Consider the following 23,451-nt stretch of genomic DNA (forward strand, 5'->3'; position numbering starts at 1 on the left):
ACGTCAAAGACATGCAAAACGTACGAATCGCCCCATCCATCCTGTCTGCCGACTTTGCCTGTCTGGGTGAAGAGGTCCGTGCCATTGACGCTGCGGGCGCCGACTTCATCCATGTGGATGTGATGGACGGCCACTTTGTGCCCAACCTCACCATCGGGCCGATGGTGGTGAAGGCCCTGCGCGGACACTCGGACAAGGTGTTTGACGTCCACCTCATGATTTCGCCGGTGGATCCGTATGTGGAAGAATTTGCCGAAGCTGGCGCGGACATCATCACGGTACACGCCGAAGCAGGCCCGCACATCCACCGCACATTGCAGCTCATTCGCTCACTGGGTAAGCGCCCGGGCGTCTCACTGAACCCCGGCACACCGGCCGACGTGGTGGACATGATCATTGATGACGTCGACCTCATCCTGGTCATGAGCGTCAATCCGGGTTTCGGTGGTCAGAAGTTCATTGAAAGCCAGTTGCGCAAGATCGAAGCCCTGCGCGCCAAGATCGATGCAACCGGTCGCGACATTCGCCTCGAGGTAGATGGCGGCATCAATGCTGAAACAGCGCCACGCGTTGTTGCGGCAGGGGCCGATGTTCTCGTCGCAGGCAGCGCCACCTTTAAGGGCGGCCCGGACGCATATGCATCCAACATCAAAATGCTTCGAGGCGAATAACCGGCGAGCAAAACTCACCTGAAAATGCGGCAAACACAGGAGACGGCGTAAGACAATGAGCGGCCCGGCAGAACTGACCGGACATCTCGCAGCCCGCTCCCTTGGGCTTGCCACCCGAACGCTTGCCAATCTTGCTTATTCGTCCAAGCCCTACCGCCTGACTCTGGGTGGCCCGATGCCCGACGCCATCGTGCTGAACCCGCCGGAACTGCGCCCAGCCAGAACCCAGACCGGCGAACGCATTCTCAACGGTCGTTTTGATCTCGACGGCGGCACGTTAGAAAGCACGGGCCAGAACCCCTTTACCCTTCCCCCGCCATCACCCGCTTTCGCCGAAGAGCTGCATGGCTTTGGCTGGTTGCGCCATCTCGCAATTCTGCCCGGCGAGGACAAGACCGCAACCACCCAGAAACTGGCTCAGCTATGGCTGGACAGTTGCGGCCAGTGGAACACCACAGCATGGCAGCCCCATGTGATCGCCCGTCGGCTTATTTCCTGGTCCAGCCATGGCGGAATGCTGCTTGAAAATGCCGAGCTGGTGTACCGCTCGACCCTGCTGCGCTCCATGGCATCGCAGGCCCGCCATCTGGCACGCACAGCACGCCGCGCGCCGGATGGTCCAAAGCGGCTGACAGCGGCCATTGGCCTGACCCTGTCCGGGCTCACCCTTACCGAAGGACGCACCCGGCAGGCAAAAGGACTTGCGGTGTTGATGCGCGAACTCGACCGTCAACTCCTTCCCGATGGCGGACATATCAGCCGCAACCCCTTGGTTCAGCTGGAGCTGCTGACAGATCTTGTGACCCTGCGCGACGCCCTCATGGCCCGCAATGTTGAAGTGCCATCGACGGTCCTGAGCGCCATCGACCGGGCCATGCCCATGCTGCGCTTCTTCCGTCATGGAGACGGACGGTTGACCATGTTCAACGGGGCCGATGAAAGCGCCGGCGGTGCCGTGGATGCGGTCCTCGCCCGCGATGATGCCAATGGCCGGCCTTTCGGCTTTGCACCCCATTCAGGCTTTCAGCGGGCAGCAGCAGGACGCACCCTCATAGTCGTAGATGCCGGCGCACCGCCCAAACCTGCCCATGCCACCCAGGCCCATGCGGGCTGCCTGAGCTTTGAAATGAGCGCGGGACGTCATCGGCTGGTCGTCAATTGCGGCCCCAGCCACATGCATGCACAGACCGCTCAGGCGGACCAATGGTCGGACGTTGCTCGCGCCACGGCTGCCCACTCCACAGTGACGGTGGACGACACATCATCCGCGCACATTCTTCAGGCCCGCTGGCTGCGACGGATGCTCGGCCCCCGTCTGGTGCGCGGTCCCAAGCTCGTGGAAAGCCGACGCACGGAAGAAGAACGCGGCGTCTGGCTGGAAATGCGCCATGACGGCTACATCCAGCGCTTTGGCCTCGAGCATGAGCGGCGGGTGTACCTTTCCGCAGACGGTGACGATTTTCGCGGCGAAGACACCCTGTTTCGCCTGCGGCCGGCCGCTGCTGCCTGGTGGGACCCGTTCAGGTTTTTCACCCATGGCGACCGCGAAGAAGATTTTACCATCCGCTTCCACCTGCACCCTGACGTCCGAGTTTCGCTCGCCCATGACGGCACCACCATTCTGGCGCTGCTGCCCAATGGCGATGGCTGGCAGTTCCGCGCCAGCGGTAACGCGGAAATGGGCCTGGAAGAATCCATCTATATGGGCCAGCCCGGTCCGCCCCGCCGGTCCCAGCAGATCGTGGTCAGCCACCACGTCTTCCGGGACGAAGCCCACGTCAAATGGAGTTTCCGCAGGCTGACCACCAAAAATCTGGGCACTGCGGACGAATCCACGACGAAGCCTGAGCAAACCGATGCCTTTGCCCCTGAGGATGCCGACCCGGCAGTCCCGCCCATCGGTGTCCCGCCCGCTCCGGCAGATGCAGCCGAAACCCCGCAAGACGCATAGCAGCTGTGGGCTTCATGCCGCCCGCCAAACGTGCTATCGCGCCCGCATTCACATATGCACCCGTCCTTCAAAGGCTTGTCTCCCTCATGACCGAACACCACTCGCCCATTCGCCCTGTCCGCCGCGCCCTTTTGTCCGTATCCGACAAGACCGGCCTGATAGACTTCGGCAAGGCACTGGCGGAACGGGGCGTGCAGCTGGTATCGACCGGCGGCACAGCCAAAGCCCTGCGGGATGCTGGGTTGGAAGTGGCGGACGTTTCCGATATCACCCAGTTCCCGGAAATGATGGATGGCCGAGTCAAGACACTTCATCCCGGCGTCCACGGCGGCCTGCTCTATGTCCGGGGCAACGCCACCCACGAGGAAGCAGCCAACAAGCACAACATCGTGCCCATCGACCTGCTGGCGGTGAATCTTTACCCGTTTGAAGAAACCATCGCTAAAGGCGCGGACTACGACACGTCGATTGAAAACATCGACATCGGCGGCCCCGCCATGATCCGCGCCGCCGCCAAGAATCATGACGGCGTGGCCGTTGTGGTGGACGCCAGCGACTACGGCGCCGTGCTGGCGGACATGGATGCCAACGACAACAAGACCAGCTTCAAGCTGCGTCAGCGCCTCGCCGCCAAGGCCTATGCGCGCACCGCCGCTTACGACGCAGCAATCTCCAACTGGTTTGCCAACGAGATTGAAGACGACGCCCCTACCTATCGGGCCGTTGCCGGCACGCTGGCCCAGACGCTGCGCTATGGTGAGAACCCGCACCAGAATGCGGCCTTCTACACAACAGGCGACAACCGCCCCGGCGTTGCGACCGCTACCCAGCTGCAGGGCAAGGAGCTTTCCTACAACAACCTCAATGACACAGACGCGGCTTTTGAATGTGTGGCGGAGTTTGGTACAGAACAGCCGGCCGTTGCCATCATAAAGCACGCCAACCCGTGTGGTGTTGCTCTGGGTGGCTCACTGGCTGAAGCCTATGAAAAAGCATTGCGCTGCGACCCCGTCTCAGCCTTCGGCGGCATCATCGCCCTCAACGGCACACTCGACGGCGCAACGGCTGAAAAGATTTCCGGCATCTTCACCGAAGTGATCATTGCACCAGACGCAGATGATGCGGCACGCGAGATCATCGCCAAGAAGAAAAACCTCCGCTTACTGATTACTGGTGGTCTGCCGGATCCTGAAGCCAAGGGCTTCACCGCCAAGACTGTTGCTGGTGGCATGCTCGTACAATCCCGCGATGCAGGGCGCGTGATGCCCGCAGACCTCAAAGTGGTGACCAAGCGCGCGCCGTCGGAACAGGAAATGAGCGACCTCTTGTTTGCCTTCCGCGTTGCCAAGCACGTGAAATCAAACGCCATCATCTATGCCAAGGACAACGCCACCGTGGGCATCGGTGCCGGCCAGATGAGCCGCGTGGACTCAAGCCGCATCGCCGCCCGCAAGTCGGAAGATGCCGCCAGGGAAGCAGGCCTCACCGAGGCTCTGGCCAAGGGGTCGGTCGTCGCATCAGACGCTTTCTTCCCCTTTGCAGACGGCCTCCTGAGCGCTGCAGAAGCCGGCGCAACGGCTGTCATCCAGCCCGGCGGATCCATTCGCGATGATGAAGTGATCGCCGCAGCCGATGAAGCAGGCCTTGCCATGGTGCTGACCGGCATGCGTCACTTCCGTCACTAGAAAACACGGGAGCTTCCATCATGCTTGTCACAACCACCAACAGCATCGAAGGCCGCAGGATCACCGAGTACAAAGGTCTTGTTGCCGGTGAAGCAGTGACCGGCGCCAACGTGGTCCGCGATATCTTTGCTGGTCTGCGAGACTTCTTCGGCGGGCGCTCAGGCTCCTATGAAAAAGTGTTCCGCTCCAGCCGTGAAGCCGCCATTGAAGATATGGTCGCCAATGCGCAGGCCATGGGTGCCAATGCAGTCCTGGGCGTGGACATAGACTACGAGTCAGTCGGCGCCAAGGGGTCGATCCTCATGGCCACCGCGTGCGGCACAGCGGTTGTGATTGAATAGCCCCTAGGCGTGAAGCCCTTCTGATCGCTCTTCCTTGACGAAGAACATCAACGCCAGACCGGCCAGCAGAAACACGAGCACGATGGACAGACCCAGCCGCTGATTGCCGGTGGCCTGGGTCACGATCCCGATGGTGAGCGGCGCAAGGAACGTCGTTGCCTTGCCCGCCAATGCATAAAGCCCGAAGAATTCAGCCATCATGTCGCGCGGCGCAAGACGCGCCAGCATGGTGCGGCTTGAGGCAAGGGCCGGGCCAACGCCAAGCCCGAACAGACAGGCGATGACAAGAAACGCGATTTCACCCGCGCTTGAGAAGGGCGCAGCCCCTTCCGCGCGCGGCGCGACTTCAAGGACAAAGAACATCGTGTCGCTGTCCACAGAGACAAGCGCCACGGAGGTCAGGATCACGACCAGCAACGCACCAACGATTGTGCGCTTGCTGCCAATCCGCGCATCAATGACGCCCCCGAGAAAACCGCCAAGGGCCGAAAACAGCGTGACGACAATCCCGAACACGGCCAGTTCCAGGGCGCTCCAGCCGAACAGTGCACCCGCGATAATGCCGCCGAACATAAAGACTGCCGTGCAGCCATCGTAGTAGAGCATCCGGGCGATGAGATAGAGCCCGATATTGCGGAAATGACGAAGCCGCCGAAACGTTTCACGCAGCTGACGGATGCCCTGTCGCGCAGCGGCCCCGCGCTTGAGACCCGTCTTTGGCTGATCCGGCGTCAGTAAAAACAGCGGCAGCATGAACACCAGGAACCACAGGCCTGCCAGCGGTCCGACGATGCGCTCGTCTTCATAGGCAGACCTGTCCAACCCCAGCAGCGGCGCATCAGGAATGAAAGAGGCTTCAATGTTGCCGGGCAGCTGAAACGCAAACAGCACGATGGCCAGGGCAAAGATGCCTGCCACCTGCGCAATGCCGTAGCCAACCCCGGACAAAAGCGCCATGCGCCGTTCGGTCGAGATGTTTGGCAGCATGGCGTTGGCGAATGTCGTGACGAACTCAGCAGAGATCGACGCCACAATGACGAGCGCCATGATCGGCAACAATGCACCGCCGGGTTCTGCAATCCACAAACCGACACAGCCGAACGAGACACCCAGCAGGAAGAACCCGATGAACGGTTTGCGCGGGCCTGCGGCATCCGCCATGGCCCCGAGAATGGGGGACATGAGCGCGATGGCAATGCCCGCAATCGCTTGGGTGTAGCCCCAATAGGCTTGACCGTCGGCGGCGTCACCCTGGAAGAAGACATTGGCGAAATAGTTTGAGAAAAGGAAAATCGTGATCAGCGAGAAGTAGGGCTGGTTGGCCCACTCATACATCAGCCACCCGACCTGACCACCGGTGTGGTTGGACGGTTCGCCATGGGACGCTGTTTGTGTCGCCGTGTCCTCTTCGCCGCGTGGCCAGCCTTCGCTCATGTCCTAATGGTCTCCATCGGCACGCTCGGCGCGCGTCTCGTTGACGAAGATCATGACGGCCATACCCGCCAAGAGCAGGAGCAGAATGGAAGCAAAGCCCGCCCGCTGACTGTCGAACATGTCTGTCGAGATGCCCACGAGGATAGGCGCAACGAATGCCGTTGCCGTGCCCGACAGCGCATACAGACCAAAGAACTCAGTCATCATTTTTGCCGGAGCAATGCGCGCCAGCATTGTGCGCGAATTGGCGTAGGCCGCCGTGATGAAAATCGCGATGATGATCACCACGCACAAATAGAGAAGTTCCGGCAGCGTCTTGAAGAACGGCAACGACCAGATGGGGCCGGTGCTTTCATACGGCTGGAAGAAGAGTTCGTTTGGCGTGATCGAAACCGCAAGCAGCAGACCAACTGTCGTACCGCCGATTGACGTCATGATCGCGATCTTCGAGCCGAACGTATCATCGAGCCAGCCACCGATCAGGCCACCCAGCACCGCGAAGACTGACAGGATGATGCCATAGACCAGCATGTCCAGTGTGCCCCAGCCAAACACGCCGGCAGCATAGACACCGCCGAAGATCAGCACAGCGGTCTTGCCGTCATTGTAGAGCATGCGCGCACCCAGATAGGTGGCGACATTGCGGTAGTGCTTGAGCCGCATGACCGTCTGCACCACGCGCCGCACACCCTTCTGCATGGCTTCCCACGCACCGATGGTGTTCTTGGCAGCGTCGGGCGTGAACAGGAACAAAGGCAGCGAGAAGGCCGCAAGCCACATCCCGGCCACGGGGCCGGAAATGCGGCTGTCCTGGAACAGCGACTGGTCGAGGCCGAAAAGCGGTGTATCGGGAATAAAGCTCCACGGCACATTGCCGGGCAGCGTGAAGAACACGAGCATGAAAATCAGGATCAGCAGGCCGCCGAGATTGCCCAGCGCGAGGCCCAGTCCCGACAGAAACCCGATGCGCGAATGCGGCGCGATGGAGGGCAGCATGGAATTGTGAAACACCGCCGAAAACTCATAGGCGATGGTGATCGTCACAATGCAAAGCGCCACGCCCCAGATGCCAATGCCGCCATCACCGGGCAGGGCAAACCACAGAGCAATCATTGCAGGCACCATCACCAGCGTGAACGCAATGATCCAGGGCTTGCGCGTGCCACCAAGGTCCGCAATGGCACCAAGGAATGGAGCAAGAATGGCGATCGCCGCCCCGGCAAAGCCATTGATATAGCCCCAGATCGCCTGTCCCTGAACCGGGTCACCGACCACATGGTTGGAGAAGTAAGGCGCAAACACATAGATGGTGATCAGCAGGACATACGGGTTGCGTGCCCATTCAAAGATCGCCCAGGAAATCTGACCACGTTTGTCAGCAGGCGTGCCGCCATCAGCGGCCTGTGTGTCAGGCCCAGGGTTATCCACGCCAGCGGGTGTGGACGGGGTGATGGGAATTTCGGTGACGTCTTGTGACAAACCTTGTGTGCCTCCCGGCGAGTGGGCCGCGGTTGACCCGGGTCCCGCTTATGTCGTGTTGGGGTGTGGGGAACTCAATCGCTGATAGCTTCTTCCCGGCGTTCTGCGACCCCGAAGAGCAGCATAAAGCCAACAACCAGAAAGGCTACAATCACAGCCAGGCCCGCGCGCTGGCTGTCGTATGCCAGTGTCGCCCAGGCGATGGCCAGCGGCGCCAGAAAGGCAGTGGCCTTGCCCGACAGCGCATAGAGACCGAAGAATTCCGTCATCATGCTCGGCGGCGCCATGCGGGCCAGCATCGTGCGGCTTGCCGCCTGCGCCGGGCCACCTGAAATGCCGATGAGAATACCGAACACCAGATAGATCTGTTCCCCGATGCTGGAGAACGGTGCCGCGCCGGGCTGTGGTGGGTCTACAGGAACTGTAAAAAAGATCGTGTCCGGACCAATCGAGGCAGAACCGATGGTGGCAACGATCAACCCCAAAACAGAAATCTGGATGGTGCGCTTGGACCCAATCTTGTCATCGAGCCAGCCACCAAGAAACGCACCGGCGGCTGCAAAGATCGACAGGATGATCCCGAACAGACCAAGCGTCATGATCTCCCAGCCAAAAATGCCTGCCGCATAAATGCCGCCAAACGCGAAGATGGCGGACAGGCCATCGAAGTAGAGCATGCGGGAAAACAGATAGAGCGCGATGTTGCGGAAGCGGCGCAGGTGACCCAGCGTGGTCTTGAGCTGCACAAGGCCCTGGCGCACCGCTGCGCCCGGCCGCACGCCCGTCGCTGGCGCATCCGGCGTGAACACAAAAAGCGGGATCACAAAGATCGCAAACCACATGGCGACCATGGGTCCTGAAAACCTGTCCGCCTCGGACATGGCCGGATCCAGGTCAAACAGGGGCGGCTGCCCCAGCATGGTGAGCCCGGTCTCGCGGTCGGCTGCCAGAAAGAACAGCACGATGATCAGTGCCAGGAGGCCACCCACATAGCCGATGCCCCAGCCAAAGCCGGACAACGTGCCCATGCGCCCGGATGACACAAGCGACGGCAACATGGCGTTGTTGAAAACGACGGCAATTTCCATGGCGATGGCCGCGCACGCAACCGCCACCATGATGGGCACGGGGTTGATCGCCCCTTCCCCGGGCAGGGCAAACCACAGGCAGGAAACCGCGACGCAAAAACCGACGCCGCACGCGGCAAGCCATGGCTTGCGGCGACCGGTCTGATCCGCGATCGACCCGACGATAGGAGAGATGAAGGCAATGGCCAGCCCGGCATAGCCAAGTGCCTGACCCCACAGCGCCTGACCCAGCGTCGCGTCACCCACATAGGTGGCCGCAAAGTAGGGAGCAAAAATGAAAGTGGTGATAAGAGCGAAATAGGGCTGGTTTGCCCAGTCGAACAATGCCCAGGAGACCTGCCCGCGACGCGGCGCAACCGGCCCGCCAATGGCACTTGTGACGCTTGGTGCGGCAGCGCCCGTTTCTACACTCATACTCATCCCCCTGAACCCGGTGGGGACTCTAGCAGGCGTATGTGACGGGTCCACCCTGTTGACGCATCATTGATCGGCAACCGCCGTGCGAAGCTCCATCGCATCCACAAGAAGGCCGAGCGTGGTCAGCGCCCGCGTCTTCCAGTCGCTCATATCCACAAGGCCGGACACTTCGTGCTGACGCAGGCTGACATAGCCATGCAGCAGTGCCCATGTCTGCACGGCAGCGTCTTGCTTCTCCTTGTGGGTGGCCGTATCAGGCAGCAGCTTGGCCACATGGCGCAACATCGTGTTGAAGGCCTTGGCACCGACCAGTTCGGCATCATGGGACGGCACAAACTCCGCGTCCCGTTCGCCGAAGATCAGCCGGTAGTGGGCGGCGTGGCCTTCAGCCATGTCGAGATATTGCCGCGAGGCCCGCATGATAGTGTCCCGGGCGGAGAGATCAGCATCGGCAACAGTCATGCTCTCGATGACCATTTTGAATCCCTCGATGTACAGCGCATCCAGAATGCCCTGTTTGCCCTGGAAGTGGCTGTAGATGCCGATGGTGGACGTCCCGGCCCTGGCCGCAATGGCACGGACGCTGAGCGACTGGATGCCGCCTTCAAGAAAAATGTCAGACGCCGCTGCCAGAATATTGGCCTTGGCATTGTCTGGATTTTGAGACCTGGCCTCAGTTTTTCGTGCTGTTTTGCCGCTCATGAAAAGCATCGTTCTTGAAAATGGGAGATAGCGCTTGACACACCATAACACTGTTATTAGAAATCCGCCCAGAACATAACAGCGTTATATCAAAGATCAAACCGAAATCTCCTGATCCCCGCTAGGGCTGACAGACATCACAAGGGTGAAAGTTCATGACCGAGATACTGGAAACGGATTATCTGATCGTCGGCGCCGGTGCCATGGGCATGGCCTTTGCTGACACGCTGATCAGTGAAACCGACGCGCGCGTGCTGATGGTGGACGGCCACGCCAAACCCGGCGGTCACTGGAACGACGCCTATCCCTTCGTCACCCTGCATCAGCCCGCAGCGTTTTACGGTGTTGCCTCCCGCGAACTGTCCAGCGGCCAGAAGGACCAGGTCGGCCTCAACAAGGGCATGTACGACCTGTCGTCCGGCGCGGACGTGACCTCCTATTTTGACGACGTGATGCGACACCAGTTCCTGCCCACCGGACGCGTGCAGTATTTTCCCATGTGCCACTACACCGGCGACATGGACGCAACGCACACCTTCCACTCCATCGCCAGCGGCAGGCAATACGAAGTGAAGGTGACAAAGAAAATCGTCAACGCGACCTATCTGAAGAACTCCGTACCCTCGACACATGTCCCCAATTTCGACGTCGCCGACGGCGTAACCTTCATGCCGCTCAACGACCTGCCGAAGATCAGCAAGACACCGGACAACTACGTGGTGATCGGGGGTGGCAAGACCGGCATTGATGCCTGCCTGTGGCTGCTCGAAACAGGCGTGTCACCGGACCAGATCTGCTGGATCAAGTCACGCGATGCCTGGTTGCTCAATCGTCTCAATACCCAGCCCACAGCGGAATTCTTCACGCACACCATGGGCGCGCAGGCCGCGCAGATGGAATCCATTGCAGGCGCCAAGGACATGGAGGACATGTTTGATCGCCTCGAAGAGTCGGGCTATTTCGTGCGCATCGACAAGACCGTGCGCCCCTCCATGTTCCATGGCGCGACCATCAGCGAACTCGAACTCGAAGCCCTGCGCAGCATCAAGAACATTGTTCGTCTTGGCCGCGTCCAACATGTCGGCCAGACCGAGATTGTGCTCGACAAGGGCACCATCCCCACCAGCGCCAACGCCGTCCATGTGGACTGCTCGGCAACGGCGGTCAGCAACCGCGAGACGACGCCGGTGTTCAACGGTCACGTCATCACGCCTCAGTTTGTGCGGTCCTATCAGCCGCTGTTCAGCGCCTCGCTTATTGCTCATACAGAAGCAACCTATGGCGATGACGAAGATCTGAAAAACCAGATTTGCGGTGTCGTGCCCCTGCCTGACACCACCGACGACTACGTCCGCTTCACCTTCGCCGCCATGATGAACCAGTACACCTGGTCCACCCGTGAAGAGATCGGTCAATGGCTTTTGACCAACCGTCTGGATGGCTTCAGCAAGACCGTGGCGGACGTCGCACAGGACGACGACGAGAAAATTGCCATCCTGAAGCGGATGCGCAAGGCAGCCGTTCCCGCCGTCACGCGGCTTGGCGAATTCATGGCCGAGATCGACAAGAAAGCCGCCGCCTAGGCGCTTGCAGCGAAGCGGGCTTCATGGTGCCATGCACTCTCAGGACAACGCTTGAGAGAACGCACACATGAGAATGCCCGCGCAAGGCCGCACAAAAGAGGATGTATTCGCCGCGCTAGAAGAGTTCGGCACGGACGATCTGGACGTCCATGGAGGCGGCACTTTCGCCTACATCTACGATGCGGGACCCGACGTCGATGACGTCGCCAAACGGGCTTATACACGCTACCTGACAGAAAACGCGCTCGACCCCACCGTCTATCCCAGCCTGCTGCGGTTTGAAAACGAACTGGTGGCCATGGCCATAGACCACTTGCAGGGTGATGAGGAGGTCGTCGGCAACTTCACCTCAGGCGGGACGGAAAGCTGCATGCTTGCTGTCAAAACCGCGCGCGATTATTTCCGCGAGAAGAAGCCGGAAATCACAGAACCGGAAATCATCCTGCCTGTGACCGCCCACGCGGCTTTTCAAAAGGCAGCACAATATCTGTGTCTGAAGCCCGTCCTCGTGCCGATGGACCCGGTAACCTACAAGGCCGATCCCAAAGCCATCGAAGACGCCATTACGCCCAACACCATCCAGATTGTGGCATCTGCGGTTTCCTATGCCCATGGCGTCATCGACCCGATCGAAGAGATCGCGGCGATCGCTAAAAAGCATGACCTGCTCTTCCATGTGGATGGCTGCATCGGCGGTTTCATGCTGCCTTACTGGCGCCGTCTTGGCGAAGACGTGCCGCCATTTTCCTTTGAGGTCGACGGCGTCACATCCATGTCAATGGATCTGCACAAATACGCCTACTGCCCCAAGGGCGCCAGCGTCATTCTGCAACGCAACAAGGACCTGCGCCGGCATCAGATTTTTACCTGTTCAAGCTGGACAGGCTACACGGTTATCAACCCGACAATCCTTTCCACCAAGACGGGCGGACCCATGGCGGCAGCGTGGGCGGTTATGAACTTCCTGGGTGACGAAGGCTACCTCTCCATCGCCGACAAAATGCTGCAGGCCACCAAGAAGATCCGGGCCGGGATTGCTGCCATGCCGGAATATGAAATTCTCGGCGACCCCGAGCTTTGCCTCGTGGCCTTCACATCAGATGTCATGAGCATCTTCCCGGTGATTGATGAAATGAAAAAGCGCGGCTGGTTCATTCAGCCTCAGCTGGGGTTCTTTGGATCAAAGGAAAACATCCACCTGTCGATTGACCAAGCGAGCCTTACCCAGGCTGACGCCATGCTGAAAGACCTGCGCGAGTGCACCGACATCGTGAAAGCAAAGAACGAAGAGGCCGTGCCCGCCGACATCAAGGAATTTGTAAAAGCGCTGACACCAGATGATTTTACGCCGGAGCTGTTTCAAGAGTTCATGAAAATGCTCGGCTCAACGGATTCAGGGGAACTGCCTGACGGCACCACGGAGATCAACGAGCTGCTCAACGTCATGGACCCGGGTGTGGCAAAAAAAGCCCTCACGGAGTACATGAACGAACTTTATGTCCCACCGCAAAAGAGCCATTCCGCAGCGGCGGAGTGAGACGAAAGACCACACAGCAGCAGGCCATTCTAGGCACTCGCAATCTATGCTCGCGGCGTCTACCCTGCTCGCACTCCATCTAGCAAGAGGCCGACCTACCCATGAGTACCCAACAGCAATCTGATCCGCGTCCCGATCTGCGTAACGACTGGACTCGCGACGAGGTCACAGACCTGTTCGCGATGCCGTTCAACGATCTGCTGTTTGCGGCCCAGACGGCTCACCGGCGCTATTTTGATCCCAATGAAGTGCAGCAGTCAGAGCTGCTCTCCATCAAGACCGGCGGCTGCCCGGAGGACTGCGGCTATTGCTCCCAGTCCGCCAAATTCGAGACCGGCCTCAAGGCCTCCAAGCTCATGGAAGTCGAAAAGGTGCTGACCGAAGCCCGCAAGGCCAAGGAACGCGGCGCAACGCGCTATTGCATGGGCGCGGCGTGGCGCTCGCCCAAGGACCGCGATCTGGATGCTGTGTGCGCCATGGTGGAGGGCGTTAAAGACATGGGCATGGAAGCCTGCGTGACCCTTGGCATGCTCGATGCCATGCAGGCCAAGCGCCTGCGCGACGCGGGCCTCGACTACTACAACCACAACATCGACACCGGACGCGAGTACTACACCGACATCATCACAACGCGCACCTTCGATGACCGCATCGACACTCTGGCCCATGTGCGCGACGCCGGCATTCACGTGTGCTCCGGTGGCATCATCGGCATGGGCGAAGAACAAAAAGACCGCGCCGACATGCTGATGGAACTGGCCAACCTTCCAGAACATCCTGAAAGCGTTCCCATCAACTCCCTGATGAAAGTCGGTGGCACGCCGCTTGGCGAGGTTGACGATCTGGACCCGCTTGAGTTTGTCCGCACCATCGCCGTCGCAAAAATCATGATGCCCGCCTCCATGGTGCGCCTCTCCGCTGGCCGCGAGCATATGTCTGACGAATTGCAGGCCCTGTGCTTCCTCGCTGGCGCCAACTCGATCTTTGTCGGTGAAAAACTGCTGACGACCGACAACCCCGGCGAAGACCACGACAAGGCCCTGCTCGCCCGCCTTGGCATGAAGCCCATGGCCGCTCACACCGCAGCGCCCGAAGTGAAGCCGGAACACATCGTTCCGTCTCACGCGGCTGAGTAGCATCCGGGACATGTGATGGTCGCCTACTTCCAGCCGGACTATTACGCCTTCCGAAACCAGTTCCGCGAACTGGCGACCCAGCGCGGATTTGCACTTGAGGCCCACACCCTCAAGGCCAAAGGCCCTGGCGACCGCGACCTCACCATAGACACGGCCTATCTGGGTCCAATGATCACCGACACATCTGGCCCGGCCCGTGTCTTTGCGGTGAGCTGCGGCACCCATGGAACGGAAGGCCCGTCCGGCTCCGCCGTGCAGGCACAGTTCCTCAACGACATGCTGGACGAACTAACGCTGCCGGACGACGGAGCGATCCTGCTCGTGCACGCGCACAACCCCTATGGCTTTGCCTGGGTGCGGCGACAGAACGAAGACAATGTGGACATCAACCGCAACTTTCTTGAGCCGGAAGACCCGCGCCCCACATCGCAGAACTACCGCGACGTATACGACATCCTGAACCCGACGGATCTGACGGACGAAACAACGGCGGAGTTCGTTGAGAAAGCCTGGGCGCTGGTCGACAAGCACGGCATGGCCTGGGTGCAGCAGGCGTTCACGGAAGGTCAGTATGAGTTTCCCCGCGGTGTCTACTATGGCGGCAAGGAACGCGTTGAATCCAACCGGCGTCTCTCAGGCATCTATGGCGATGTCCTGCGCCACGCCAAGGAAGCCGTCCTGATCGACATGCACACCGGTGCCGGCGACTACGCCACCTACGAGGCTCTGTCACGCCATGAGGTGGGCGCGCCCGGCTACCAGTGGCTGTGCGAGGCGCTGGGCGAGGAGAATGTGAAGTACCCCGCCGGCGAAGAAAGCGTCATGACGCCAACCCAGGGAAATGTGACAGCAGGCATCTGCAAGGAAAATCCGCATGCGGACATTCGCGCATTTTCCTGCGAGATCGGCACCTTTGAAGGGGCCCGCATGATCCTCGCAGAGCGCGCGGAAGGCTGGCTATGGGCCCATGGCGACCGCGACAGCGAACAAGGCAAGGCCATCGTTGCGGAAGTCGGCGAGTGCTCGAACCCGGCTGATCCTGATTGGCGCGAAAAAGTGCTCGACATCGGCGATGAGGTCATCACCGCCTGCTGGAACAAGCTGTTTTCCTGACGTCGTGGCTCCGGGCTTGATCCGGAGACGCAGCCTACTTGGACGGCCCGGACTCAGGCGCATCCACCGCATCGTCAACGGCCTTTTGCCAGCCAGAGCGCTTCAGCGCCCGGCGAACCCACCAGGCGAAGACAATCCACAGCACGATGATACACGCCATCAAGGCCAGATCCATCGGATCACGGCTGGCGAGGAAGTCACCAAGGCTCGCGCCCACATAGGCAACCACCGCCACCTTCGGGATGGTGCCAAGTCCTGTGCCGATGAGAAATTTTGTAAAGCTCACATGGCTGGCACCGAACGCCATGTTGAGAATGACAAAGGGCATGGTGGGTACAACCCGGCTGACAGCACTGGCCAGAATGCCATGGCGTCCAAGCGCTTCACTTATGGAATTGACGCGCACACCCGCAAACCGCCGCAGCGCCTGCGCCCCCGAGAAGTGCCCGGCCCAGTAGAACACCGACGAACTGACAAGCGTCGCACCCCACGCATAGGCAAAGCCAAGCCACGGACCGAAAACGACAATGGCGGCGGCCTGCAACAGGAATTGTGGCGCCCCAAGTGCGCCCAGCCCCACATACACAAGAATGACGGCAAGCGGCGCGAGGATAGGATCATCCACACTGGCAATCATGGACGCGACATCGCCCTCGCCTTCAAGCGCCAGCCAGGCACTCCCGAACAGGATCAGCGTCAACGCGGTGCCGAACGCAAAGAACGCAAGGCCGATGACCATGACGGCCCGGCTGTCGAGCGCCCTCAACCGCGCCTTGATGCGTTCAGCAAGTGGCATGGTCTGCCAGAACTCCGGTTAGTCCGCCTGAAGACTGTCGTGGATGGTGTCGGGCCGGGAGATGCGCCGCTGCAGCCACATCACGCCTGCAATATCAAAGATGCTGACGAACAGCCGGTCGAGGGTGCCGTATTTAGACGTGCCGTGCTCCCGAAAGCGATGCTGCACATCATGGTTGATCACACGGTAGCCATGCCGCTGCATGAGGGCCGGTAGAAACCGGTGCATGTGATTGAAGTAGGGCAGCTCCATGAAGGCATCGCGCGGAAACAGTTTGAGGCCGCAGCCGGTGTCCGGTGTATCGTCCTTGAGCAAGCGGGCACGAATACGGTTGGCCCAGCGCGACGACACGCGCTTGATCCACACATCGCGCCGCTTCATCCGGCGGCCGGCAACCATCAGGTCTTCAGCCCCGTCGAGCTTGCCCCACATGGCGGGAATGTCTGCCGGCACGTTCTGCCCGTCACCATCGAGCGTCACGATCATCCGCCCACGGGCGTAGCGCACGCCGGTGGCGACAGCGCGACTTTGGCCACAGCTATTGGAATGGGTGATGATTCGCAGTGCAGGGAACGCCTGCTGCGTCTCTTTCAGCTTCTGCGGGGTCACGTCGTCGGAGCCGTCATCCACATAGACGATCTCGTAATCTGCCCCGGTTTCGCGCAGGGCAGCATCGATTTCAGTCACCAGCGGAAGGATGTTTTCTGCCTCGTTCTTGACCGGCACAACGGCCGAAATCGCGAGGCTTTCAGGCGTAGTGGCCACAGGCGTGGGCTCCCCAGAAGGCATGCATTCTTATCCAGTGGGCCTCTTAGCACATTAGCGGCCCAAAGCACGCTTTTTGCGCCTGACGAGGTAAACAGCTCCGATCAGACCAGATGAGCGATCAGGTCGGGATAAAGATGAAATTGAAAACGTAATTGGCCTTGCCGTCCGCCGACCGGTGATGGGCTTCCGGGTCAAAATGCCTGAGCGAGGTCAATTGGCCACGCCGCATGAAAAACCCCTGAAAGCCCATCTCACCGATCTCGCCCAGCATGTCTTCGATGGGCTCACCCGTATGCGCCTCTTCCAGCTCGATGAGCAGATTGGGGCGTTCCCGCTTCAGGGTCTCCCGCGCCCCGGCAATGACCGGCGCCTCAAACCCTTCAACGTCAATCTTGATGAACCCGATATTGCGCAGATCGTAACTGTCCAGCGTCCGCGTCTGCACGGTGACTTTCCCATGGGGAATGTCGGCCTTGCGCGTGGACAGTGATCCGCCCTGATTGGAGTAACCCTTACGGCGCTGAGGAATGAACAGCCCCGCATCGCCGTCACTGTCAGACAGCCCCACTGCGTAGCTCGTGGCATTCGTCGGCAGCACCCGGTTGAGGATACCCAGCATCTTGGGGTTGGGCTCAAAGGCATGAACATGCTGCGCCGTGCGCGCCATCCACCACGTATAGACACCGCGATTGGCGCCAATATCGATCGCGTCCTTGTCGCGGGCACACAGATACGGCACGAGGCCAAACTCGGGCTCACCCTTGCGCAGCTCGCGATTGACCCGGCGACGAATATCAAGCGAGGGCGGCACCAGCGCCAGCTTCACCCGCTCTGTCAGATCTGTCGGCGGTGTCCAGTCGGACGTGTTGTTCGCACTCATGCCTGCTGCACCTCATCAAGGCCACTGGCAACGATTGCCGCGCCCGCACACATCAAAGCGAATACAGCAATCACCACCCATGTGCCAGCCAGCGATGCCAGGGCACCAAACAGAGCGGCCAGCATCAACAGCCCGCCCACAATCGTGTTGGACAGGGCAGTGTAGGCAGCCCGTGTCTCTTGAGACCCCATATCCACAATATGCGTGGAGCGCCCCAGACGCACGCCCTTATAGGCAATCATCAGTACAAAGAGGACTGCCGCCATGGCATAGGCCATGACCCATGTGGGCGCCAGAAACGTGACGCTCAGCGCCAGCGCCATGGAAAGCGACCCAAGCAGGCCCGCATAAATGAGAACCCGCCGGGACGACCGGTCCGACAGCCGCCCCCAGAAGTAGGAGCTGACAACCGAGGCCAGCCCGGACGCCACAATGAAGGGTCCAAGTTGCGACAGATCCGTGCCGCCACGCTGGGCCACGATGGTTACCAGATAGGGCGGTGCAAGGCCCGTTGCGATCAGCAGTCCGCGTGTGGCAATGAAGCGTTGAAGCTGGCGGTCCTCCCGCAGCAGCGACAGCTGGCCAATCGCGGTCTCGAACGCGTTCCCGCCGCCTTCGGTGGCGCCCGGTTCTTCCTTCAGGGTCAAGAACACCGCCGCTGCAACCATCCAGCAGCCACCGGCAATGAACAGCGCCGCCGACACGACCTCGACTGAGCGCGTCAGAATATCAAAAGACAACGCCAGCCCGAACGCCAGGACCACCATGGCGGCAATACTGTCTGCCGTCCCTGTCGTCGTGCCCCGCTTGGCCTTGGAAACGGTTTTGCCCAACACATCCTTGTAGGCAACAGACGCGACAGATCGGGACAGGGCAAAGACAGCCAGCAGACCCACAACGATCCACCCCACCATCACCCCGTCGAAGATCAGCACCACGGCGCCCATGGCGGCAACGCACAACCCTTGGATCAGGCTGGAAATCGCCCAAGCCCATTTGCGCACCGGCAGCGCCCGGATGGCACCGGCGGCAAACAGCTGCGGCACCAGGGCCCCGGCCTCACGCAATGGCACCAGCAGCCCAATCAGGAATGCCGGTGCGCCGAGCGCATTGAGCACCCAGGCAAGAATGAGTTTGGGGTCAGACAGGCCATCTCCGGCCTTTGTGGCCGCGAGGCTTATGAGGTGAGCGGAGACGTTTTCCGGCTGTGCATTGCATGCACTTTCAGGGATATCGCGGCAGACCCGGCCTTCGTCATCGCCAAAAAGCGCGTCATATGCGGTGGTATGCAGAGGCAAATCGGGCATCTCCGTGTTTGTGAGTGATCTCATGACGAGGTTTCGCAGGCCAGAAACCACCGCAGCACCCCGATTTCAAGGCTGACAAGTTGCGAGCCTCAATCACAGGCACTTTTCCCCTTGCGAACCAAATGAATGCGGAGTTACGCTACGCATTAAGTGAATGGGCAGCAACAGACCAAAAACGCTGCCGCGCTTTGGAGGGACAAGACCAATGAGCCAGGCTTTCAAGCACACGCCACCGGCCACACAGCCGCTGACCAGCAAGACCAATGTTGCCGATCCGGCATTGTGGGAGAGCTACAGCTACTTCCCAATCTTCGAGCAGATGCGTCAGGAAGACCCGGTACACTATTGTGCGGAGAGCACCTACGGCCCCTATTGGTCCGTCACCCGCTACGAAGACATCATGGCGGTAGACACCAACCATCACGTCTATTCCTCCGACGCTCATCTCGGCGGCATCATCATTGATGACGGCATTCAGAATGACCCGGAGAATGACTTCAAGGCGGTGAACTTCATCGCCATGGACAAGCCGAAACACGACGAACAGCGCAAGTCCGTGAACGGCATCACCAACCCCAACAACCTGCAGCACTTTGGCGAGATCATTCGCAAGCGTACGTCGAACCTGCTGGACAGCCTGCCGGTGGGTGAGGAGTTCGACTGGGTATCAACGGTATCTATCGAGCTGACGACACAGATGCTCGCCACCATGTTCGATTTCCCTTTCGAGGACCGCCACAAGCTCACTCGCTGGTCTGACGTGTCCACCGCAGAGCCCGGCTCAGGCATCGTTGAGACCCAGCAGCAGCGCATTGATGAGCTGATGGAAATGGCCGCCTATTTCAGCGACCTGCAGCAAAGCCGCAAGGACAAGCCGGACAACATCGACCTGCTGACCATGATGACCCACAGCCCGGCCATGGCGAACATGCCCCCGGAAGAGTTTCTGGGAAATCTGTCGCTGCTCATCGTTGGCGGCAACGACACGACCCGGAATTCGATGACCGGTGGCGTCTTTGGCTTCAGCCTGTTCCCGGAGCAGTGGGACAAGATGGTCGCTGACCCGACCTTGATCGACAACGCGGTCGCGGAAATCATTCGCTGGCAGACACCACTGGCCCATATGCGCCGCACCGCTCTTGAAGATGCGATCCTCGGCGGCAAACAGATCCGCAAGGGCGACAAGGTGGTGATGTGGTACGCCTCGGGCAACCGCGACACATCCATCTTTGACGACCCGGACAAGATCATCATCGACCGCAAGAATGCCCGCCGCCATCTCTCCTTCGGCTTTGGCATTCACCGCTGCATGGGCAACCGCATCGGTGAACTGCAGCTGCGCATTCTGTGGGAGGAAGTTCTCAAGCGGTTCTCCCGCATCGAAGTAACCGGTGAGCCCGAACTCACAAACTCAAACTTTGTGAAGGGATACACCTCCCTCCCCGTCAAACTGCACGCACTCTAGGAGGTCATCCCAATGAGTCAGGCATTCACGCATACACCTACGTCCGACGTTGAACTCAGCAGCACGACCAACATTGCTGATCCCGATATCTGGTCAAACTATGAGTACTTCCCGATCTTTGAAAAGATGCGCGCGGAAGAGCCGGTGCATTACTGCGCTGAGAGCACCTACGGCCCCTATTGGTCCGTAACGCGCTACGAAGACATCATGGCGGTGGATACCAACCACCAGGTCTATTCATCAGAAGCTGACTTTGGCGGGATCGTCATCGACGACCGGATCGCGATTGATCCGGAAACCAACTACAAGTCAGCCAGCTTCATTTCGATGGATCAGCCCAAGCACGACGATCAGCGCAAGTCCGTGAACGGCATTACTAACCCGAACAATCTCCAGTACTTCGGCGATATCATCCGAACACGGACGGTGAATATGCTGGATAGCCTGCCCGTCGGAGAAGAGTTTGACTGGGTACCGACAGTCTCAATCGAGCTGACAACCCAAATGCTGGCAACGCTGTTTGATTTCCCGTTTGAAGACAGGCACAAGCTCACCCGCTGGTCTGACGTGATCACCGCTGAACCTGAGTCTGACATTGTCGAGAACCAGGAAGCCCGCGTCGCGGAACTGAACGAGATGGCCGAGTATTTCGTCGAGCTGCAGAAGGGACGGATCAACAAGCCTGACAGCATCGACCTTCTGACCATGATGACCCACAGCCCGGCCATGGCAAAAATGCCGCCTGAAGAGTTCATGGGCAATCTGGCACTGCTCATTGTGGGTGGCAACGACACCACCCGCAATTCCATGTCCGGCAGCATCTTCGGCATGCACCTGTTCCCGGACGAATTCAAAAAGATGGTGGATGACCCATCCCTGACCGACAACGCGGTCGCCGAGATCATCCGCTGGCAGACACCCCTGTCGCACATGCGCCGGACGGCGCTTCAGGATGCAGTCCTTGGCGGCAAGCAGATCCGCAAGGGCGACAAGGTGGTGATGTGGTACGCGTCAGGCAACCGCGACACGTCTATCTTTGATGATCCTGACAAGATCATCATCGACCGCAAGAACGCACGCCGTCACCTGTCCTTTGGCTTTGGCATTCACCGCTGCATGGGCAACCGCATCGGGGAGCTTCAGCTGCGCATTCTGTGGGAAGAAATCCTCAAGCGTTTCTCCCGCGTGGAAGTCACCGGCGAGCCGGTGCTGACCCACTCCAACTTCGTAAAGGGATACGCATCCCTACCGGTTAAACTGCACGCCCTCTAGACGCAGCATATACGTGCAGTGGCAGCACCCGGTCCCCACACTGTGGAGGCCGGGTGTTTTGCGTTAGAGCGCCTGCCAGATGATGAAACCGCCGACGCCCATCACCAGCGCCGCAAAGACAAGGGTCAGTAGATTGCCCGATTGGCCCAGGGCCTTGGAGGCGCGTTGCCCGGCCAGCCCGCCCACAACACCGCCTGCAATCATCGCCACCGCGACCGGCCAGTTGACCAGGCCGGACACGGCATAGTTCGCAGCCGTCGTTGCGCCAAACGCCAGAACGGCCACAAGCGACGTCCCAACGGCGATGCGCATGGGCATATGTGTCGCCGCCATCAATCCCGGCGCGATCAGAAAACCACCGCCAATACCAAAAAACCCGGCGGCGCTCCCCGCGCCAAACCCGAACGGAATGAGACGGGGCAGCAGGTCGCGTGCAGACTGCAGCGTCAAACGGACATCCGGCTGGTCCTCACTAGACTTGGGCAGAAGTGTCCAGATGCCGATCGCGATCATCGCGCCGCCAAATGCGGCCAGCAGCACGTCGCCGTCGATTGCCTTGCCAATGCTGGAGCCTACGTAAGCACCAATGATACCGGCAATGCTGAACACGACGGCGCAGCGCCATTTGACGGTCCCCGCACGCGCATGCGCCACAAGACCTGACGCCGCATTGGCCGCGACGCCAACGGCAGCCGTGCCAATGGCCATATGCGGGCTTGCCACGCCGACCACATAGAGCAGAAGCGGAACGGCGAGGATCGATCCACCGCCGCCCACCAGCCCGAGGACGAACCCCACAAGCACACCCACGCCGCTGGCAAGCGCCAGCATGCCCGGGTCCGCCAGAAAGGCCTCCATTACGCGTTGGCCCCTGCCGTGTCAGACGCAGACAGTTCAGGCGCCCGGTTCCAGGGCATCAACGCCAGCAACCGCGCCATGCCGCACCAGCCTGAGGCACCAGCAAAGAACAGCCCCGCACCGACAAAGGCAGACAGACCAAAGAAGCCGGGAGAAACGAGATAGCCGAGCAGGACACCCAGCAGCACGAGGCCACCGGCCGTCATCTGCACCTGGCGCATGATCTCAAGCGGGGCCTTGGGCGTTTTCTCAACAGCAAGACCAGCCTTCTTCCAGGCATCCAGACCCCCTTCAAGGACATAGGCCTTGCCGGAGGCTGAGGCTGACAGAATGCCTGCAAGGGCCTGTGTGCGATTGCCGGACCGGCAATGGAAGATGACATCGCCCTCGTCGCCCTCAAGCACCTGCGGCAACTTTGAGGCGGGAATACAGCTTGCACCGGCAATGCGCTCGCGCAGATGCTCGTCACGCTCGCGCACATCAATGAGGCGTGTGCCCTGGGCAACACGCAGCTTTGCATCTTCAGGGGTAATTGGATGAAGCGTCATGACTTTCGTCCTTTTCGTACTGGGGGAGCAGACGTGGTTTCCGGCGGGCAGAACATCTCGTGCAGCAGCATCACCAGCCGCTCCACACGGATATCGCTGATGCGGTAGAGCACCGACTGGGCCTCACGCCGCGTTTCAACCATGCCGTCGTCGCGCAGCAACGCCAGATGCTGAGACAACGCCGACTGGGAAAGCCCCACGTCAGAGGCAAGCGAGCCAACCGATGCCTCCCCCACCTCAATCAGCCGACACAGCACCAGCAAACGCCGCTCATTGGACATCGCCTTGATAAAGGCGGCGGCTTCCGCCGCCTTCGCGGCCATGTCCTGCGCCTGCCCCGTGGCCGACTGGCCGGCAGGTGCCTTTGTCGCAAAGCTCATTCTGCATCCTTATATATTAGATATTGCTAAATTAGGGATT

Annotated in this window: 21 protein-coding genes; 10 read left to right on the plus strand and 11 right to left on the minus strand. The window is 60.1% G+C overall.

Annotation, left to right across the window (positions count from 1 at the left end; translation table 11 throughout):
• Window positions 1–11: 11 nt before the first annotated feature.
• From rpe to BN1012_RS15240, 4 genes are all read left to right on the plus strand, one after another.
• On the plus strand, window positions 12–671 hold the full coding sequence (rpe, locus tag BN1012_RS15225) for a ribulose-phosphate 3-epimerase (protein ID WP_043950249.1): 660 nt from the start codon (window positions 12–14) through the stop codon (window positions 669–671).
• A gap of 55 nt (window positions 672–726) precedes the next feature.
• Window positions 727–2,622 (plus strand): heparinase II/III family protein, encoded by a 1,896-nt coding sequence (locus BN1012_RS15230; RefSeq protein ID WP_052535455.1) that lies wholly within the window; start codon window positions 727–729, stop codon window positions 2,620–2,622.
• Between the two features lie 86 nt (window positions 2,623–2,708).
• Window positions 2,709–4,307 carry a bifunctional phosphoribosylaminoimidazolecarboxamide formyltransferase/IMP cyclohydrolase gene (gene purH, locus BN1012_RS15235; protein ID WP_043950250.1) on the plus strand — a complete coding sequence of 533 codons (1,599 nt, stop codon included), beginning with the start codon at window positions 2,709–2,711 and terminating at the stop codon, window positions 4,305–4,307.
• A 20-nt stretch (window positions 4,308–4,327) separates the two neighbouring features.
• Window positions 4,328–4,648 (plus strand): YbjQ family protein, encoded by a 321-nt coding sequence (locus tag BN1012_RS15240; protein ID WP_043950251.1) that lies wholly within the window; start codon window positions 4,328–4,330, stop codon window positions 4,646–4,648.
• Window positions 4,649–4,651: 3 nt separating this feature from the next.
• Here BN1012_RS15240 and BN1012_RS15245 read toward each other — a convergent pair whose 3' ends face one another.
• From BN1012_RS15245 to BN1012_RS15260, 4 genes are all read right to left on the minus strand, one after another.
• Window positions 4,652–6,082 (minus strand): MFS transporter, encoded by a 1,431-nt coding sequence (locus tag BN1012_RS15245; RefSeq protein WP_052535458.1) that lies wholly within the window; start codon window positions 6,080–6,082, stop codon window positions 4,652–4,654.
• 3 nt (window positions 6,083–6,085) lie between these two features.
• Window positions 6,086–7,561, minus strand: coding sequence for an MFS transporter (locus BN1012_RS15250; RefSeq protein WP_081826442.1), 1,476 nt, complete (start codon window positions 7,559–7,561; stop codon window positions 6,086–6,088).
• 74 nt (window positions 7,562–7,635) lie between these two features.
• On the minus strand, window positions 7,636–9,063 hold the full coding sequence (locus BN1012_RS15255; protein WP_043950253.1) for an MFS transporter: 1,428 nt from the start codon (window positions 9,061–9,063) through the stop codon (window positions 7,636–7,638).
• A 66-nt stretch (window positions 9,064–9,129) separates the two neighbouring features.
• The gene (locus tag BN1012_RS15260; RefSeq protein WP_043951206.1) at window positions 9,130–9,768 is read right to left on the minus strand and encodes a TetR/AcrR family transcriptional regulator; all 639 of its coding nucleotides are present in this window, start codon (window positions 9,766–9,768) and stop codon (window positions 9,130–9,132) included.
• A 155-nt stretch (window positions 9,769–9,923) separates the two neighbouring features.
• Here BN1012_RS15260 and BN1012_RS15265 point away from each other — a divergent pair, with 155 nt between their 5' ends.
• The 4 genes from BN1012_RS15265 to BN1012_RS15280 all read left to right on the plus strand — a co-directional run bounded on the left by BN1012_RS15265 (window position 9,924) and on the right by BN1012_RS15280 (window position 15,137).
• Window positions 9,924–11,351, plus strand: coding sequence for an NAD(P)-binding protein (locus tag BN1012_RS15265; RefSeq protein WP_043950254.1), 1,428 nt, complete (start codon window positions 9,924–9,926; stop codon window positions 11,349–11,351).
• Window positions 11,352–11,418: 67 nt separating this feature from the next.
• Window positions 11,419–12,888 (plus strand): pyridoxal phosphate-dependent decarboxylase family protein, encoded by a 1,470-nt coding sequence (locus BN1012_RS15270; RefSeq protein ID WP_043950256.1) that lies wholly within the window; start codon window positions 11,419–11,421, stop codon window positions 12,886–12,888.
• A 101-nt stretch (window positions 12,889–12,989) separates the two neighbouring features.
• The gene (gene bioB / locus BN1012_RS15275) at window positions 12,990–14,024 is read left to right on the plus strand and encodes a biotin synthase BioB (RefSeq protein WP_043950257.1); all 1,035 of its coding nucleotides are present in this window, start codon (window positions 12,990–12,992) and stop codon (window positions 14,022–14,024) included.
• 15 nt (window positions 14,025–14,039) lie between these two features.
• Complete coding sequence (locus BN1012_RS15280; protein ID WP_043950258.1) at window positions 14,040–15,137, plus strand: DUF2817 domain-containing protein; 1,098 nt, start codon at window positions 14,040–14,042, stop codon at window positions 15,135–15,137.
• A gap of 34 nt (window positions 15,138–15,171) precedes the next feature.
• On the opposite strand, the gene BN1012_RS15285 is transcribed toward BN1012_RS15280, so the two are convergent.
• From BN1012_RS15285 to BN1012_RS15300, 4 genes are all read right to left on the minus strand, one after another.
• The gene (locus BN1012_RS15285) at window positions 15,172–15,933 is read right to left on the minus strand and encodes a TVP38/TMEM64 family protein (protein WP_052535469.1); all 762 of its coding nucleotides are present in this window, start codon (window positions 15,931–15,933) and stop codon (window positions 15,172–15,174) included.
• A gap of 18 nt (window positions 15,934–15,951) precedes the next feature.
• Window positions 15,952–16,722: a glycosyltransferase family 2 protein gene (locus BN1012_RS15290; RefSeq protein ID WP_043950259.1), complete on the minus strand. Its 771-nt coding sequence runs from the start codon at window positions 16,720–16,722 to the stop codon at window positions 15,952–15,954.
• Window positions 16,723–16,819: 97 nt separating this feature from the next.
• Window positions 16,820–17,581, minus strand: coding sequence for an FkbM family methyltransferase (locus tag BN1012_RS15295; RefSeq protein WP_043950260.1), 762 nt, complete (start codon window positions 17,579–17,581; stop codon window positions 16,820–16,822).
• A complete protein-coding gene (locus tag BN1012_RS15300; protein WP_197538315.1) occupies window positions 17,578–18,912 on the minus strand; it encodes an MFS transporter in 1,335 nt (444 codons plus the stop codon). Before BN1012_RS15300 ends, BN1012_RS15295 begins: the two co-directional genes overlap by 4 nt.
• Window positions 18,913–19,093: 181 nt before the next feature.
• Between BN1012_RS15300 and BN1012_RS15305 the strand changes: the two genes are divergently transcribed.
• Together BN1012_RS15305 and BN1012_RS15310 are read left to right on the plus strand one after the other, a co-directional pair.
• Window positions 19,094–20,353: a cytochrome P450 gene (locus tag BN1012_RS15305; RefSeq protein ID WP_043950261.1), complete on the plus strand. Its 1,260-nt coding sequence runs from the start codon at window positions 19,094–19,096 to the stop codon at window positions 20,351–20,353.
• A 12-nt stretch (window positions 20,354–20,365) separates the two neighbouring features.
• Window positions 20,366–21,625, plus strand: coding sequence for a cytochrome P450 (locus BN1012_RS15310; RefSeq protein ID WP_043950262.1), 1,260 nt, complete (start codon window positions 20,366–20,368; stop codon window positions 21,623–21,625).
• A gap of 63 nt (window positions 21,626–21,688) precedes the next feature.
• Here the strand turns inward: BN1012_RS15310 and BN1012_RS15315 are convergent, their stop codons facing one another.
• The 3 genes from BN1012_RS15315 to BN1012_RS15325 are packed head-to-tail and all read right to left on the minus strand — an operon-like array spanning window position 21,689 to window position 23,411.
• Entirely contained in the window at window positions 21,689–22,483 is a 795-nt protein-coding gene (locus BN1012_RS15315; RefSeq protein WP_043950263.1) for a sulfite exporter TauE/SafE family protein, read from the minus strand.
• The gene (locus BN1012_RS15320; RefSeq protein ID WP_043950264.1) at window positions 22,483–23,031 is read right to left on the minus strand and encodes a rhodanese family protein; all 549 of its coding nucleotides are present in this window, start codon (window positions 23,029–23,031) and stop codon (window positions 22,483–22,485) included. The genes BN1012_RS15315 and BN1012_RS15320 overlap by 1 nt, the downstream gene beginning before the upstream one ends.
• Window positions 23,028–23,411 carry an ArsR/SmtB family transcription factor gene (locus BN1012_RS15325; RefSeq protein ID WP_197538316.1) on the minus strand — a complete coding sequence of 128 codons (384 nt, stop codon included), beginning with the start codon at window positions 23,409–23,411 and terminating at the stop codon, window positions 23,028–23,030. The genes BN1012_RS15320 and BN1012_RS15325 overlap by 4 nt, the downstream gene beginning before the upstream one ends.
• Window positions 23,412–23,451 lie beyond the last annotated feature (40 nt).

It is taken from the genome of Candidatus Phaeomarinobacter ectocarpi (assembly GCF_000689395.1).
In the GTDB taxonomy this organism is placed as follows: domain Bacteria; phylum Pseudomonadota; class Alphaproteobacteria; order CGMCC-115125; family CGMCC-115125; genus Pyruvatibacter; species Pyruvatibacter ectocarpi.

Coding starts and splice junctions, on each gene's coding strand:
- BN1012_RS15230 (WP_052535455.1), top strand. CDS start 727: ATGAGCGGCCCGGCAGAACTGACCGGACATCTCGCAGCCCGCTCCCTT.
- purH (WP_043950250.1), top strand. CDS start 2,709: ATGACCGAACACCACTCGCCCATTCGCCCTGTCCGCCGCGCCCTTTTG.
- BN1012_RS15325 (WP_197538316.1), bottom strand. CDS start 23,411: ATGAGCTTTGCGACAAAGGCACCTGCCGGCCAGTCGGCCACGGGGCAG.
- BN1012_RS15305 (WP_043950261.1), top strand. CDS start 19,094: ATGAGCCAGGCTTTCAAGCACACGCCACCGGCCACACAGCCGCTGACC.
- BN1012_RS15260 (WP_043951206.1), bottom strand. CDS start 9,768: ATGAGCGGCAAAACAGCACGAAAAACTGAGGCCAGGTCTCAAAATCCA.
- BN1012_RS15310 (WP_043950262.1), top strand. CDS start 20,366: ATGAGTCAGGCATTCACGCATACACCTACGTCCGACGTTGAACTCAGC.
- BN1012_RS15295 (WP_043950260.1), bottom strand. CDS start 17,581: ATGAGTGCGAACAACACGTCCGACTGGACACCGCCGACAGATCTGACA.
- BN1012_RS15240 (WP_043950251.1), top strand. CDS start 4,328: ATGCTTGTCACAACCACCAACAGCATCGAAGGCCGCAGGATCACCGAG.
- rpe (WP_043950249.1), top strand. CDS start 12: ATGCAAAACGTACGAATCGCCCCATCCATCCTGTCTGCCGACTTTGCC.
- BN1012_RS15280 (WP_043950258.1), top strand. CDS start 14,040: ATGGTCGCCTACTTCCAGCCGGACTATTACGCCTTCCGAAACCAGTTC.
- BN1012_RS15290 (WP_043950259.1), bottom strand. CDS start 16,722: ATGCCTTCTGGGGAGCCCACGCCTGTGGCCACTACGCCTGAAAGCCTC.
- BN1012_RS15245 (WP_052535458.1), bottom strand. CDS start 6,082: ATGAGCGAAGGCTGGCCACGCGGCGAAGAGGACACGGCGACACAAACA.
- BN1012_RS15285 (WP_052535469.1), bottom strand. CDS start 15,933: ATGCCACTTGCTGAACGCATCAAGGCGCGGTTGAGGGCGCTCGACAGC.
- BN1012_RS15270 (WP_043950256.1), top strand. CDS start 11,419: ATGAGAATGCCCGCGCAAGGCCGCACAAAAGAGGATGTATTCGCCGCG.
- BN1012_RS15265 (WP_043950254.1), top strand. CDS start 9,924: ATGACCGAGATACTGGAAACGGATTATCTGATCGTCGGCGCCGGTGCC.
- BN1012_RS15300 (WP_197538315.1), bottom strand. CDS start 18,912: ATGAGATCACTCACAAACACGGAGATGCCCGATTTGCCTCTGCATACC.
- BN1012_RS15255 (WP_043950253.1), bottom strand. CDS start 9,063: ATGAGTGTAGAAACGGGCGCTGCCGCACCAAGCGTCACAAGTGCCATT.
- BN1012_RS15315 (WP_043950263.1), bottom strand. CDS start 22,483: ATGGAGGCCTTTCTGGCGGACCCGGGCATGCTGGCGCTTGCCAGCGGC.
- BN1012_RS15320 (WP_043950264.1), bottom strand. CDS start 23,031: ATGACGCTTCATCCAATTACCCCTGAAGATGCAAAGCTGCGTGTTGCC.
- bioB (WP_043950257.1), top strand. CDS start 12,990: ATGAGTACCCAACAGCAATCTGATCCGCGTCCCGATCTGCGTAACGAC.